Origin of the sequence: Parasphingopyxis algicola, assembly GCF_013378075.1 — a bacterium.
GTDB classification, from domain to species: Bacteria; Pseudomonadota; Alphaproteobacteria; order Sphingomonadales; family Sphingomonadaceae; genus Parasphingopyxis; species Parasphingopyxis algicola.
Map to the genome: position 1 here is coordinate 1,507,763 of NZ_CP051131.1, position 14,908 is coordinate 1,522,670.

Below are 14,908 nucleotides of genomic sequence, written 5' to 3' on the forward strand. Positions count from 1 at the left end.
TTGTTCGCCTCTTGCCGCGCGTTTGCTGTAACAGGAGCGATGATATGCGCATCGGTGTGGACGTCGGCGGCACGAATACCGATGCGGCGCTCATGGACGGCAACGATGTCGTCGAGACCGTCAAATCGCCGACAGGCGTGAATATAGGTGACGGTATCGCCAATGCGATCGGCGAGCTGATGACCAAGACGGGCTCCAAGACACCCTTCATCAATGCGGTGATGCTTGGCACCACCCAATTCACCAACACCTTTGTCGAGCGCGCGGGGCTTGACCAAGTGGCGGTGCTGCGCCTCTCGCTTCCGGCCAACCGGGATCTTGGCCCCTTTGCCGGCTGGCCCGATAGTCTTGCCGCTGCGGTTAATGGGGGCGTCTATCCTGTGCATGGCGGCTATGAATATGACGGTATCGAAATCGCGCCGCTCGACGAAAGCGAAATCGCGGCCGCGGCACGCGATATGGCGGTCAAAGGGCTCAATCGTATCGCCATTTCCTCGGTATTCGCGCCGATCAACGATGCAATGGAAAAGACCGCCGCCGATATTGTGGCTGACATTGTGCCCGAAGCGGCGATTACTCTCTCAAGCAGGCTCGGGCGGATCGGCCTGCTCGAACGTGAGAATGCAGCGATCATCAACGCCGTGCTCGCCACCACGGCGAAGCGCGTCACGACGGCCTGCCAAGATGCCCTGTCCGAACTCGGCATCGAAGCGCCACTCTTTTTCAGCCAGAATGACGGCACATTGATGACCGCTGCCGATGCGCGCGACTATCCGGTGCGCACCTTTGCATCGGGGCCGACGAACAGCTTGCGGGGCGCAGCTTTCCTGTCAGGTATCGAAGACGGGATCGTCGCCGATATCGGCGGAACGACGACCGATGTCGGTGTGGTGGCAGGCGGCTTTCCCCGGCAAAGCGGATTGGCGGTCGAGATTGGCGGCGTGCAGACCAATTTCCGCATGCCCGACATAGTGTCGATCGGTCTGGGCGGCGGCAGCCATGTCGAACTCGGCGATCCCGTGCGTATCGGGCCGCGATCGGCCGGACACCGGTTGATGGAAGAAGCGATGCTGTTCGGCGGCACACAACTCACCGCCACCGATATCGCCGCGGCGGCAGGCCGCACGGATATCGGTGATCGCGACCGGCTCGCTAGCCTGCCGGAGGACGAAGTGCGGGCCGCTGACCGACACATCCAGCTGATGGCCGAAACCGCGATAGACCGTATCAAGACGAGCGCCGACCCGGCGCCCGTTATCCTTGTCGGCGGCGGCGCGATTCTCTTGTCGCATGATCTTGCCGGCGCGTCACGGCTCATCGTGCCGGACCATGCCGCCGTAGCGAACGCGGTCGGCGCGGCGCTCGCCCAGGTCGGTGGCGAGGTCGATCAGGTGTTCGCGTTCGATGCGATCGGGCGGGAACAGGCACTCAAGGAGGCGTGTACTCTTGCGCGCGAGAGGGCGGTGGCCGCCGGCGCCCGCGCGCGGACCGTCGAACTCGTCGATCTGGAAGAAGTGCCGCTCACCTATTTGCCGGGCGGCGCGGTCCGCGTCCGCGCGAAAATGGTCGGCGAGCTCGATCTGGAGAAAACGGCATGAACGCGCCCCACAATCATGGTCTTGGACGGTATTGGGAATTGAGCGCGGACGATGTCCGTGCGTTCGCGCTGGGTGCCAGCTTCATGGGCTGCGGTGGCGGCGGCGATCCGTATATCGGCCGGCTATTGCTCGAAAGCGAACTGGCCAAGGGCGGCACGATCCGCCTCGTCGACGTGGAGGATGTACCCGACGATTGGCTGGCGGCGGGTGCTGGCGCAGCGGGAGCGCCAACCGTCCTGCTGGAACGCTTTCCCAATATCGGGGCTGCCGAAACAGCCCTGCGCAAGCTCGAAACCCATCTCGGCCGCAAACTCGATGCCGTCCTCGCCGGCGAATCCGGCGGCATCAACGCGACGATCCCCCTGATCCTCGCGTTGCGCACCGGCCTGCCGCTGATCGACTGCGACGGCATGGGGCGCGCCTTTCCCGAACTGCAGATGGTGACGTTCAACATCTATGGCTATAGCGCCTCCCCGCTGATCTTCGTCGACGATCATGGCGACAGCGTGATCATCGAGTCCTCGGACAACCGCAAAATCGAGCGGCTGGGGCGGCAGGTCATCATCGGCATGCATGGCGGGACCCAAGGCACGCTCTATCCGCTGAGCGGCGCTGCGGTAAAACATGCCGCGGTGCGCGGAACGCTGACGCTTGCGCTGGAGATCGGCAAACTTATCCAGAAAGCGCGCCACGCCGACGATCCGGCCGAACGGATAGTGGCAGGGCTCAATACGGACGTGGCCTCCGATCGCCATGCCGCCCGGTTATGCGCCGGCAAAATCGTCGATGTCGATCGCAAGACGAGCGGCGGTTTTTCCCGGGGCTATGCCGTAATAGAATGCGCGACCGCTTCCGACGGCCCGGTTCATGTGCAGTTCCAGAACGAACATCTGCTCGCCCTGGGTCCGGAGGGCCCGCTTGCGATGGTGCCCGACCTCATCGTGATGCTCGACAGCGAAACCGGGGTTCCGATCACGGCCGAGACGATGCGCTATGGACAGCGAATTGCGCTTGTCGGCCTCAGCGTGCCCGCCATGATGCGCACGCCCGAAGCGCTGGCGGTATTCGGCCCCCGGGCTTTCGGGCTGGATCATGATTATCAACCGCTCGAGCGTTTGAGCGCCGGCTCTTCCCCTGCGGCAATCTCCTGACCCGAACGCTGGTCCGCCCGATCCGGGGCCGGATCGCGATCGGGTACGGCGCGCAGTTTCGGGATATGGCGGCGCGATTTGCAGCTGTGGGCAAGCGTCGTTGCGAAACCGTGAAGGATCAGCGGCAGAATGTCGGCTTCGCTCGGTCCGCAACGGGCGCAAAGCCGCACCGGTCCCGATGCCTGGCTTGGCTTGAGGGCGGCGACCCATGTGCCACAACCGGCGCAGTTATAGGAGAATTCCGTTCTTTTCCCGGGCATCGCATCGCTCCTGAACGCATTCTACGAAAGGAGCGTGGATCGGGTCTTGTGAACCGGGTGTTGGAACCCCGCGAGTATGGGGCCCGCTTATTAGGCCGAATATGGCCACACCCATGCGCCCACTCTGAGGGGACGCATACCCGAATGCCAAACCAGCCCTGGTCACGGCACCCGGTCCATCAGATCTCGCTGGGGTTTCCACGCCCCACATCCGGCAATCCGGATGCCGGACCATCATGCACGGTCTTTGATCATCGGGCAAGGTGCAGGGCACAACCGAAATGCGGCGGCGCCAATACGGGTGGGCCGGGTAGTGGAAACGCGTGAGATCACAGCGCCCGCTATTTGGACCTTGCCCGTCATCGGGTTGCGCCCTTTCACAAGCGCATCGAAAACGGCCATGCCCTATTTCGCGGTACCCGGCCCATAAACGGCATGCGATTCCCGCCCGTCCGCCCGCGCGGGATTTCATGCGGGCCTATATAGGGTCAGCCCCGCGAAACCAAATGCCGGGTTTCCGTCACGCAAATTCCGGCAAGATATGCTTCGCGATACAAAACTATCCAATTCTCCCGCAATACCTATCCAATCACCCGACTTAGACGATCAGTTGTCATCATCATACAATTTGAAAGCACGCGCTCGACTATCCGAAGATCTGAATCGATCTTCGATATCGACCTCCATCCCTATCCCACCGCCTGTTAACCCCGTTTAAACTACATCCAAAATGCTTCATTGTTTATCGTCACCGGAACGTAACAATTGATCGGTCGTGAAGTCTGAATCCGCGCTCGGGGGGCGTTTGCGGTTCATAACGGCGCGTGGACGGCAGAGGGGACGCAGCGATGGATCGTACCGATCCGGTTCTAAAGACGTTTATGCAATGTCGCATGGCGCTCAAACGCTATGTAACCGGAATCGTAAACTGTCCGGACATCGCTGAAGATCTCGTGCAGGACACCTTCGTAAAGGCTTATGCGGTGGCGGATCAACGCCGCTCGCCGCAAGGCCTGTTCTTCACGACCGCACATCGGCTTGCAATCGATCATATCCGGCGTGCGAATACCGCGCGCCAGGCGATCCATATGCAGGCCGGTGTGCCCCAGGTGACCAGCGACCTGGAAAGAGACGCGATCGCCCGCGAAGAGTTTGACTGGCTGTGCACGGCCGTGGCCAATCTGCCGCCGCAGCAGCGGAAGGTGTATGTTTTGCGCAAGGTCTACAATCTCAGCTATATCGAGATCGCCGAGGAGATGGGCCTATCGCCCGTCACGGTCAAAAACTATATCGCGATCAGCGTCGGTCGCGTGCTCGCGGAATTCGAAGAGAAAAGCGAAGCGACGCCGCCGCGCGCGGTCAACGGCGAAGGACGAGGATCAGCCTAGGTGACATTTGAGAGACACTCCGATTCGCCGATCGAACCCGGTACGGCCGCCGAAAGCGCTGCTGCTCAATGGCTGGTGCGCATCGATGCCGGCGACATGGAGCAATCCGACTGGCCGGTTTTCGAAGCCTGGCTCGACGAGGATGCCGCGCATCGCCAGGCCATGGCCCGGTTCGAAACGCTCTGGGAGAAGCTCGACAGTCTCTCGCAACTGCGCGACCGGGCCGATGGCAGCAGCGCGATCGATATCCATGCGGACGGACCGCAGGCGGAGCCGGTTTCGACCTACCGCCCGCGACCGATAATCCGGCGGCCGCAATTCGCCTTCGCGGCGATCGCCGCGGTTGCGCTCGCGCTGGTGATGCTGGTCGCCCTGCCGTTCGGCGCCACCGAATACCGCACCGATATCGGCGAACGCCTGGTCGTGACGCTCGACGATGCCAGCGTCGTCGAGCTCAATACCGACAGCCATATCGAGGTCGCGTTCAGCAGCGGGGAACGCCGGATCGAACTCTTGAACGGCGAGGTCTATTTCCAGGTCGCGCACGATGCGGAGCGGCCGTTCATCGTCGAGACCCCGGCCGGCCATGTGCGCGCGGTCGGGACTGCGTTCAGCATTTTCGTCGACGGGGCCGAGGCCGATGTCACGGTGACGGAGGGCGAAGTCGAGATTATCCCGGAAAGAAGCGATGCGGCCGACGCCGGAAGCCGTCCGCCGGTCGTCGTCGCGATCACGGCCGGTCAGGCGGCGGCGCTGCGGGGCGGCAGGGCGGAGGAACTGACGCTGGCGCCCGAGGCGGTCGAACGCCAGCTGGCCTGGCGCGACGGCATGCTCGATTTCGACGGCGAGACGGTCGAGGAAGTTGTCGAGGTGATCGGGCGCTATACCGAGACCGAGATCGTCATCGCCGATGACGCGATCCGCGATTTGCGGGTCGGCGGACGCCTCCAGGCCGGCGATATCGACGGCGCGCTCGCGCTCCTCGAAACCGCTTTCCCGATCCGGGTCGAGCGGCGCGGCGACGAGGTTCTGCTTTCCGGATATGGTGGCGGATAGCCGCCCCCTACCCGTCTTTCCGCAGCGCTTCGGTGCAGATCGTTTCGACAACCGACTTGAGCGCCTCGGCCCGCTCGCCGAGCCAGGCGAGTTCGTCGGCGGTGATCGTATAATGTTTCGAATAGCGCGCCTCGACATAGGCGCGCTTGAGCAGCTCGAAGAGACGCCGATCCTGCTTGGTTGCGCGCGGCCAGGCGTCGATCAGCCGCGTGTCCTGTTCTTCGGCGAGCGAGCGCAGGAATTTGATGTTGTGCGTTTTCGGCCCGTAGAGCGTCAGTGTCAGCAGGACTGTCGTGTAAAGACGCTCCACGGCCTGGTGTAAGTCGAACGCCGCTTTGTTCAAATTGCCACGCTGCAAGGCGTCGGCGTATCCGTGCAGAAAATCCTGCGCGCCAGAGAATGACTGATCAAAATAGTCCTGCGCCATTTTTCGCGCGACTTCGGGTGTCTGCGGCTTGGGCTCTATCAGCCGGAAGCGGCTGTTGCCCGAAGCCTTGGTGCCGCGGAGTTCGTAAAGCGCGATACCGTCGCGGACGATGTCGGAGAAGAAATACTGGCCCTGGCCCAGCGCGCTGTTCACCTCTTCAAGGCTGTGCACGATAAAGCTGACCGGCGTCCTGATCTCCGGATCGCGCAGCATCCGATCCTCGGCGGCGTACCAATAGACCGACATATCGGCGAGCGCCTGATCGTTGACGATGATCAGCAGATCGTAATCGGAGAAATATCCGCCCTTCGCATCCTCGACCTGTTCGCCGCGCGCATGCGATCCGAACAGGATGATCTTCAGGATACGCCCGCGCCGGACGGCCGGTTTCGTCGAGGCCTTGAGCGCCTCATCGAACTCGGCGTGCAGGATCGCCTCGACGCGCTCGAGCTCGATTTGCTTGCGCAGGGGCAGATGATCGATATCGCGGCGCATGACCGCACGACATTAGCGGTCCGGAGTCCCGGTGCCAATCGGAGCTTGGCGCGGCGACCGCCGTCACCGTTTTTGGCGACAGGCCGAGGGCGGGTTTGGCGGCGGCATGATGTCCCGCCGCCCCGCTGACATCGCGGCGGCCGAGGCAAGAGCGATCGCTCTCATCGCCGGATCATTGTGCCGGCTGGCGGAGAACCGCCAGCCGAGACGCGCATATCGCCACCATCGCAATAGAGCGGGATCGCGCGCTGCCCCGTAGTTTACTGAAAGGGCAAAAAAACGGGGGTTCATAATGGGCGGAAAAATCGGAACGCGGCGCGTGGTCGTTCGAGGGCGGGGCAAGCGCATGTCCGGCCTGATGGTATTGGCATTGGCCGGCGCTTCGATTTCGGTCATGGCGGTCCATGGCACGGCGGCCCAGGCAAGCATGGTCCAGCAGCGCAGCGCCGATTTCAACATCCCGGCACAATCCGCCAGCGCCGCCCTGCGCGAATTCTCCCGCCAGGCCGGCGTCCAGGTGCTGTTCTCCTCGGACGCCGTGGCGGGCATGCGCACGAACGCGCTCACCGGCCGGCACACACATGGCCGGGCGCTCTCCATCCTGCTCGCCGGCACCCCGCTCGAAGCCGTGCGCAACGGCGCGCGCCAGTACAGCGTGCGCATTCCGCGAAACGCGCGAACGACTGCGGCCGTGCGCGGCGAGAGCAATGCGGCGTCCGGTCGGGCGGCACAGCGGCAAACGCGGTTGGCGGCGAATGGGCCGACGCGGCGAAGCGCAACGTCGGCCGCCGGCGCGGCGCAAGGGCAGAACGGTCAGACGGCCGAAACAGGCGCGCTCCTTGCGGCTGCCATCGAGGATGAAGAGCGGCGCCGAAACGAGGTGATCGTCGTCACCGGCACCAACATCCGCGGCATCGCGCCGGAAAGCTCGCCGGCGCAGGTCTATGATCGAGAGGATATTCAGAACTCGGGTGTTTCAACGGTTGAGCAGTTCATCGATCGCTTGCCGCAGAATTTTGGGGGCGGATCGAGTGCTGATGTTCCGGCCTTGCCAAATGATCGGAATGCCGCCTTCAATCGCACACGTGGGTCCGGAGTTAACCTAAGAGGCCTTGGGTCCGGGGCAACGTTGGTCCTCCTCAATGGCCGTAGGCTGGCCCCAAGTGGAGAAGTCGGAGATTTTGTTGATGTTTCTACCATTCCGCTCAGTGCGATCGAACAGATAGATGTCGTGGCTGATGGTGCGTCCGCAATCTACGGCGCGGATGCGATTGCAGGTGTCGTTAATTTTAGGCTCCGCGAAGATTATGAAGGTATTGAGGTCTATGGACGTCATGGAACGGCTACGGAGGGAGGCGTCGACGAAATCCGAGCTGGCGTAACTCTCGGGACAGAATGGAATTCCGGTAGCATATTGTTTTCCTACGACTTCTATGACCGGGACAGTCTCGGTGCTGAAGAGCGCGATTTTTCCATCAACGAATTTTTGCCCCATGATCTACTGCCCGAACAGGAGCGCCATAGCGCCTTGCTGTCGATAACACAGGATCTGAGCGAATCATTCACGTTGCGCGGGCACGGGATTTATTCGAAACGCGATACGCAGTTTTTCAGCAGTATTTTCGGATTCGGGTTTCCCAGGTTTAGCGACACCAGTAGCGAGCAATACGGCTTTTCTGTCAGTTTGGAGTCGGCCTTGGGAGGCGACTGGCTTTTAGTGACGTCCGCGGACTTTCATAGTGTTTCGGAAATCGCTGACATCACCGGCTCCTTTCCGGCCCAAAGGGATATAGATTCAGAGCTGTGGTCGATTGATGTTTTGCTAAATGGAACGGCGTTCCACGTCCCAGGAGGCGACGTGAAGGTCGCCTTCGGATTAAGCTATCGGGAAGAAGATTTCTCCAATTTTAATGGGTTATCTGATGCCTTCGAAAATGATGCCGAGCGCGAGGTTGCTGCCGCTTATGCTGAAACACTCATCCCAATTTTCGGACCGGACAACAGACAGCCTGGCCTTGAGCGGCTCGAGATCACGCTCGCAGGACGATATGATGATTTCAGCGAATTTGGAGATACCTTCAATCCCAAAATTGGCGTCGTCTGGTCTCCCCTAAGCGGCCTAAGGTTTCGTGGGACATTCGGGACTTCCTTCAATCCGCCCAATTTGGCGGAAATCGGGAATCTTAGAGGAGGCATTGTTAATATCCGTTTTCGGCCCGATCCACTATCCCCCAATGGTAGTTCACTAGTACTTCTCAATCAGACTGCCGCAGACGACCTCGGACCCGAAGAGGCGACCACTTGGACCGCCGGAGTTGACTATACTAAAGAATTCGAGTCTGGTTCTTTTGAGGCCCGTTTGACTTATTTTGATATAGAATTTGATGGCAGGATAGACACGCCGACAAACAGCATATCCTCTATCTTGCCTAACTCAGATCTATTTTCTGAAATTATAGTAAGAAATCCGGATCCAGCCTTAGTGGATCAAGTTGTATCTGTTGCGCAATCCCAAGCTGGTGTCTTCGACTTTTCTGGTGGCGCGTTTCAAACCGGGTCTGATATCGACGTACTCATCGACAATAGGCTAAGGAATTTGGCGAGAGCGAACACAAGTGGTGTGGATCTTAATCTTTCCTATCGTACACGTTCTTCGATCGGAAATTTGGATTTCAGTTTCAATTCAAACTACATCTTCGAACAGGAACGAGGCATCACACCTCAATCGCCTCTTTTTGACGTTGTTGATACCATCTTCAATCCGGCCGACTTGCGTTTGCGGGGAGGAGCTACCTGGACGAGGGATGGCTTTGCCGCCAGTCTGTTCGTGAACTATGTCGATGGATATTCGGACAACCGGGTTTCCCCTGCCGTTCCCGTTGATAGTTGGACGACCGTTGATCTGAATCTCAGCTACGATGCTGGTGAGCGGGAAAGACATGCATTTCTGCGAAATATACGGTTTTCCTTGAGTGTGCTCAATCTTTTCGACCAAGATCCTCCTTTTATCGCCAGTGATCAATTTACTCCCAATGCCTTCGATCCAACTAACTCGAACCCGCTTGGCCGTTTTGTCGCTCTTCAGATAACCAAAAGTTGGTGACCTGCTTGTGCCGTCATGCGCTCGCACTGTTTGGCGAGGGTGAAGAACACATAGTATCCGAGCATATCCGCTCTATCAGGATTCCAGTCCCATTCGTTGCGGTGCTGGCGTTGGTCTTTTTTTCGTCGCCTGCGCACAGTACCGATTCAAGCAGCGGTTTTGACAACGACCAGATCACCATCGGTAGCTACTTTTCGGTAAATCGCGTACGAGAGCTTGAACTGTCTCCGGATGGCCGGATGATTGTCTATGTCACCGATGTCCAATCGCTCCACGACAATAATCTAGTTCGAGAGGTTCGCATTAGGCGCACAGCCTCCCGAACTGACAGGCCTCTTCCCGTAGAAATTCAATCAGGACGGAATTTCCAATGGATGCGTGGAAGAAATGCCCTCGCATTTCTGCTGGAGAACAGCGGATCAACACAAATAGTCACCTATGATTTAGATTCCGAAGAGATCGAACAAATAACCCGCGCAAGACATCCGGTTATTTCCTTCCGTCTTTCGCCGGACGGCCGTTCGGTATCGTATGTCACCCAAGAAATCTCATATCAAGGAGACACGCTGTATCACAGAATGCACAACGGCGAGGAAGGCATATTAGTCGATATCAATAACCTCAGCGTTTACGATTTTGTAGATCCGGGCTCGCGCCGATCTGACGCGCGCCAATCCATATCGACGCTCTGGCTGGCCGCATTGGGAGGCGATTCTGTCCAGCAAATCGATACTCCCGGGCGAGTAGTAGATTTCCATTGGTCTCCGGAGTCAGACCTTTTGGCGATAACCTATGTTGATAGCGAAATGACAGGTTTTGCTTCGTTTTTGAGAACCAGCGTTGGAATATATCGAATCGGTGAAAATAGTTTTCAGGTAATTGCGGAGGCTGACCCTCCTCAACATGGCCAACCCGGTAGCAGTTTTTCCGGAGGTGAGTGGTTGTCGGAGGGAAATCGTATTTTCCTGCGCCGTGTTGCTCTATCTGATCTTTGGATTGATCCGCATTTTCCCCAATGGGCGGCGATAGATCTTCCGGCAAGCGGCTCCATCGCGGACGAGCAACAGATATGGCACGAAATCGAGATGAGCACCTATAGCGATCAACCAGGTTTTATTACTGCTGGAGATGATTATTTTTACATAGAGAGAACAGTCGAAGGTGTGCGCAGGATTGATCGCGTATCGCCCGTGGGGGATGTGGAACCAGTCGAATTGTGTCCAGATCTTGTAGGAGATACATCGCTGGTTCGATTCAGCGGCGACTTCGAAACAGTTGTTTTCGTAAAACAGAGTCTGATGCGCCCGCCCGAGATTTACGTTTGGCGCGATGCGGAAGGGTGCCAGCAGTTGACGAATCTGAACGATGAGTTGTCGAATGTCGACCTGCCTATCGCTAGAGAAATAACCTGGGACAGTGCAGATGGAACGCGCGCCCATGGTTGGCTCTTGGTACCGGACGCATCGATGGGCAGTGAACGGCCTTGGCCTCTCATAACGTTCGTTCATGGCGGCCCGTCTCGCCCAATGACCAATGAGTTTATTGGATATTTTTCCATATGGCCCTACCCGCTCGAGGCTTATGCGTCGCACGGCATGGCAGTATTTATCCCAAATTACCGTGGCACCCAGAGTTATGGCAGACAGTTCGCCGACCCGGCAGAGATAGACGGCGAACCCATCCAAGACATAGTGACCGGGATTGATTATCTGATCGCACAAGGCATTGCGGATCAGGAGCGTTTGGCTATTTCAGGCCACAGTCACGGCGCTTGGTTAGCGTCACTGATTTTGAGTCGCACGAACATGTTCCGCGCAGCAAGTTTCGCTGAAGGTCTGAGCAACAAAATAGCGATGTATCAACTGATGCGTGGAGAACTGAACAGGAATGTTCACGACATTGTCCATGGCGGAAGCTTATATGAAGTACCCGAACACTATGTCGAGCTCTCAGCAGATCTGCATCTGGAGGGCGTTGAAGCAGCAATCCTGGTCGAAGCTGGCGCTCAAAGTCTGGCAATTGGTATGATCGGATTGGCCAAGGCAGCAAGACATGCCGGCGTCCCGACCGAATACATCGTTTATCCGCAGACCGGCCATGGTATTTCAGTTCCGAGTTTGCAAAAAGAATCAGCCGAGCGAAATCTAGATTGGTTTCTTTTCTGGCTTTTGGGAGAAGAGGATCTTAGTCTCGAGAAAGCCAGGCAATATGAGCGATGGCGTTTCATCGTAGAACACTGACAGTGGCGACAAAGCCACCGTTTCAAATAAGAACCGGCGTGCAGGCGAACACCTGCACGCCGGCTTTTGATTTTCGGAGTGTCCTATAACTACGGACGTTGGTCGAGTTCGTCGACAGCCTCGATAGGAGCCCCACCTTTGGTGGTTTCCGAAATTTTTCCAAGAGCAATCATAGTGATTTCCTTTCATGTTGCGTTGGGTTAGCCGGGTTATTCCGGCAAGTAAAAACTAGGGAAATTTGAAATATTTTTCCAGCATTATAAATACTTTATATTATATAATATTTAAATAATAATCATGTGTAATGTTCTATATTTCGATTTTTTATAAATAGGTATATAATCTACATTCTATATCCAAAAACATCTATCCCAGTGGAGTCGATAGGACCCATCGTATTTTTGGAGACTCTGCCCATCTCTGTCATGGTATACCTCCGTAACGTCGGTGTTCTTTGGGCCTCTCATCCAGCAGCACTTGGCATTGTGTCGGTCAGCCGTCTGGGTTGCGCCGTCGGCCGTTCGGCCCAACTTCTAATCCATGCCTCGATAGCGAGATAACCTAGAATTCGATGGGGCACGGCAGTCAAAAACACATCCTCGCCACTCAGCGTTTGCAACAGCCTCTCCTGTGAAAAAATTCGCTGCCTGGCCATGATGCCGTCACCCAGGCAATCCCGAACGAGGTCAATATTGTGCTCAAAAATATCTTTGTAATATGCGTCGGGACCAGTCTTGCTCACCCTTTTGACAACATCTCGTGGAAGGTCGTGACGAAAAGTCTTCCGCGCGAGTCCGCGCTCGATTCCGGCGTACGTCATCACCCAGGCCGGTATGCGTAGACACACCTCTATGATTGGTTGAGTCAAATAGACGTGTACTCGTTCGGCAAGATAGTCCGCGTCCCAATGATTGTAGTATTCTTTCGACGCAAAGGCCGACATAAGAATATGCAGATACTTTCCTTTCGCCATTCGATCATCCGGCTGAAGAAGTGGGTGTAGGAAGCACTCATGCCCGACCGTGCCAACGAAATCGGGATTGACGAGGGGAAGTTTGTAATTTGCAAACAAGACATCGTGCACATAGTCGTAGCAGGGTGTCGGCCAGAATCTCTCCCGAACCATGCTCCGCAACGTCGTGGCCAAGGTCTTCCGGCCATAGCGGGATGCCTCCATCGCAACCTTCAGCGTGTCCCTCCCGAAGCCGTGATAATGCACATAATCGAGAGCGGCGAGGTTGAACGGAGGCTGATAGAATACCTGGTCACCGCCGACGCCGTAAAAGAGCGCCTGCGCGTCTTTCTCGCGCGCGAGCGCAAGGACATGGCCGTTCAATCCGATGCAATCGAAAAACCCCAGCGGGTTCGCCAGCTTGTTCGATTCAAAAACGCGCGAGAGGTTGGCGTTCCGATAATCGAGCTCGCATTCGACCAACGGAACGCCCGCCTTGTTTGCTGCCTGCCGGCTGTAGAACCGCTCCTCGCCGCGCAACGACTTGGTATAATGGGTGACGCAGGTGATCTCCGGCCGATCGGGCGCATCTGCCATACAGGCTAGCGCGATTGAGGAATCAAGCCCGCCCAAATTGTGGATGATACGGTCGTAGCAGCCAGAGAGCGCCTGGATCGTATTCCTGACGGTCTTACGCAGGAGCTTCGCCGCCTCCTCGGGATCCTCGATTGGATCGGTTTCGGCGATTTCGTAGGGATTCCAGACGAATCGGCTTGTCCTGCCCTCGGGCGCGATCTCGACGCATTCCGCGGGCAATATCTCGCCGACCTCGTTCAGCCCGGTATGGGTCTTCTGATACTGGGGCAGCATGATGTTGGTTTTGATATATTCCCAGTTCACCGTGAACGGCAGAAACTCGAAATTCGCCGCGTCCTGCATGTCGGAGAAGTAGATCTCGACATCTTCGTACTCGGTAAAGAAACAGGGAAACGCCCCGCTCGGATCGCGCATGACAAACAGCGTGCCGCTGTCCGGTTCGTGCAGGAACGTGACATAACGGCCCCAGAATTTATCGATCAAATGCTGACCCTTGGAATCTAGACAGGCTCGGGTGTCCACTTCACCGAAATCATCGATCTGCGAATGGTATTCGCCGTCCGATCCGTTCCTGAAAAGCCGGCCCAGGACCACGCCGGAATCATTATGCAGACGATAGGTCTGCATCCGGCCCTTTGCCTCGCCCGAATGAAACACGGCAATGCCCGGCGCCGACCAAGGCCGCGACCATTCGTGCGGCGAAACTTCGGGAAGGCTCGATGCAATGGCCGCGGCGACCCGCGCCGCGCGATCATTGTCCCTGTTCCAGCGCAAGACGAGATAGCGATACATCATGGCTGCATTCTCCCTCGCTAAACCGCCATGATCGGCTGGTTCTGGCAGACCGTATCGACGAAATCGTCGTAGATCAGATCACCGTCCTGGACCCAGCAATGGGCGTAGAATTCGTTGAGACGTACGCCGAACACCCAGTTTGGATAGATGCCGTAGCGCGCGAGAAATTCGATCAGGAAGAAGGAGTTGAACAGGCAATTGTCCTTCACCGTCACGAACAGCGGCTTCAACATCTTGTAGATTTCGACCATCTCGTTGACCCGATCGAGGTCGGGTGCTTCGGGTCCATCCTGCAACCTAGAACGATTCCGTTCGCGGCGACGGCGCACCCTCGTGATGATCCGGTCCATGGAGGCGAAGCGCAGCATGGTCTTCACGACGATCAGCGCGCTAAAGAAGTTGATCACATGATAGACGCGTATCGCTGGGCTCTCGCCGATCTCGTAGCCGAGCAGTTCCTTCAGGTCGCGCCGCTCCTCGATCAGTTCGGCTGGCTTGCCTGTTTCAGCATCGCGGGTCAGTAGGCCGTGCGTTTCGAGATCGTCCATAACATCGGCAACGCTGGCGATTTCCGCAGGCCCGATCGCGTCAGATTCGTTTCGAAGTGAGTAGAGGCCAACAAGCCTCGCAAACGCGCCGGTATGCTGGCGCTCGAGCGCACTATATTTATCGTTCTTGAGATCGAGAAAAACGAAGATGCCGTCGGTCAGACAGAGGAATGTCTTCTCGGTCAAAAAATATTGAGGACGCGCCATCATGTCCATAATGTCTTCCTCGCAGCCCGATCATCTATAGATAGATTAATGATCTTATATTTCAGAAGTCAAAACTACCACGATTATAATC

General features: G+C 57.4%; 9 protein-coding genes. 6 read left to right on the forward strand and 3 right to left on the reverse strand.

Going from position 1 to position 14,908, the window contains the following annotated elements; all coding sequences use genetic code 11:
- Positions 1–44: 44 nt before the first annotated feature.
- The 4 genes from HFP57_RS07495 (at position 45) to HFP57_RS07510 (ending at position 5,453) form a co-directional block, all read left to right on the forward strand.
- The gene (locus HFP57_RS07495) at positions 45–1,598 is read left to right on the forward strand and encodes a hydantoinase/oxoprolinase N-terminal domain-containing protein (RefSeq protein ID WP_176869199.1); all 1,554 of its coding nucleotides are present in this window, start codon (positions 45–47) and stop codon (positions 1,596–1,598) included.
- Positions 1,595–2,749 carry an S-methyl thiohydantoin desulfurase family protein gene (locus HFP57_RS07500; protein ID WP_176869200.1) on the forward strand — a complete coding sequence of 385 codons (1,155 nt, stop codon included), beginning with the start codon at positions 1,595–1,597 and terminating at the stop codon, positions 2,747–2,749. Before HFP57_RS07495 ends, HFP57_RS07500 begins: the two co-directional genes overlap by 4 nt.
- Positions 2,750–3,902: 1,153 nt before the next feature.
- Positions 3,903–4,397: an RNA polymerase sigma factor gene (locus HFP57_RS07505; protein WP_176869201.1), complete on the forward strand. Its 495-nt coding sequence runs from the start codon at positions 3,903–3,905 to the stop codon at positions 4,395–4,397.
- Positions 4,398–5,453 carry a FecR family protein gene (locus HFP57_RS07510; RefSeq protein ID WP_176869202.1) on the forward strand — a complete coding sequence of 352 codons (1,056 nt, stop codon included), beginning with the start codon at positions 4,398–4,400 and terminating at the stop codon, positions 5,451–5,453.
- 7 nt (positions 5,454–5,460) lie between these two features.
- Here the strand turns inward: HFP57_RS07510 and HFP57_RS07515 are convergent, their stop codons facing one another.
- Complete coding sequence (locus HFP57_RS07515) at positions 5,461–6,375, reverse strand: HEPN domain-containing protein (RefSeq protein WP_176869203.1); 915 nt, start codon at positions 6,373–6,375, stop codon at positions 5,461–5,463.
- Between the two features lie 346 nt (positions 6,376–6,721).
- Between HFP57_RS07515 and HFP57_RS07520 the strand changes: the two genes are divergently transcribed.
- Both HFP57_RS07520 and HFP57_RS07525 read left to right on the forward strand, forming a co-directional pair.
- Positions 6,722–9,478 (forward strand): TonB-dependent receptor, encoded by a 2,757-nt coding sequence (locus tag HFP57_RS07520; protein WP_176869204.1) that lies wholly within the window; start codon positions 6,722–6,724, stop codon positions 9,476–9,478.
- Between the two features lie 5 nt (positions 9,479–9,483).
- Positions 9,484–11,718 carry a S9 family peptidase gene (locus tag HFP57_RS07525; protein WP_176869205.1) on the forward strand — a complete coding sequence of 745 codons (2,235 nt, stop codon included), beginning with the start codon at positions 9,484–9,486 and terminating at the stop codon, positions 11,716–11,718.
- Between the two features lie 463 nt (positions 11,719–12,181).
- Here the strand turns inward: HFP57_RS07525 and HFP57_RS07530 are convergent, their stop codons facing one another.
- A complete protein-coding gene (locus HFP57_RS07530; RefSeq protein WP_176869206.1) occupies positions 12,182–14,062 on the reverse strand; it encodes an asparagine synthase-related protein in 1,881 nt (626 codons plus the stop codon).
- 17 nt (positions 14,063–14,079) lie between these two features.
- Positions 14,080–14,826 carry a lasso peptide biosynthesis B2 protein gene (locus HFP57_RS07535; protein ID WP_176869207.1) on the reverse strand — a complete coding sequence of 249 codons (747 nt, stop codon included), beginning with the start codon at positions 14,824–14,826 and terminating at the stop codon, positions 14,080–14,082.
- Between the last annotated feature and the right edge of the window lie 82 nt (positions 14,827–14,908).

Bases quoted from the DNA above. Each gene is read 5' to 3' on its own strand.
- HFP57_RS07505 (WP_176869201.1), top strand. From the start codon at position 3,903: ATGGCGCTCAAACGCTATGTAACCGGAATCGTAAACTGTCCGGACATC.
- HFP57_RS07535 (WP_176869207.1), bottom strand. From the start codon at position 14,826: ATGGACATGATGGCGCGTCCTCAATATTTTTTGACCGAGAAGACATTC.
- HFP57_RS07530 (WP_176869206.1), bottom strand. From the start codon at position 14,062: ATGATGTATCGCTATCTCGTCTTGCGCTGGAACAGGGACAATGATCGC.
- HFP57_RS07520 (WP_176869204.1), top strand. From the start codon at position 6,722: ATGTCCGGCCTGATGGTATTGGCATTGGCCGGCGCTTCGATTTCGGTC.
- HFP57_RS07500 (WP_176869200.1), top strand. From the start codon at position 1,595: ATGAACGCGCCCCACAATCATGGTCTTGGACGGTATTGGGAATTGAGC.
- HFP57_RS07515 (WP_176869203.1), bottom strand. From the start codon at position 6,375: ATGCGCCGCGATATCGATCATCTGCCCCTGCGCAAGCAAATCGAGCTC.
- HFP57_RS07495 (WP_176869199.1), top strand. From the start codon at position 45: ATGCGCATCGGTGTGGACGTCGGCGGCACGAATACCGATGCGGCGCTC.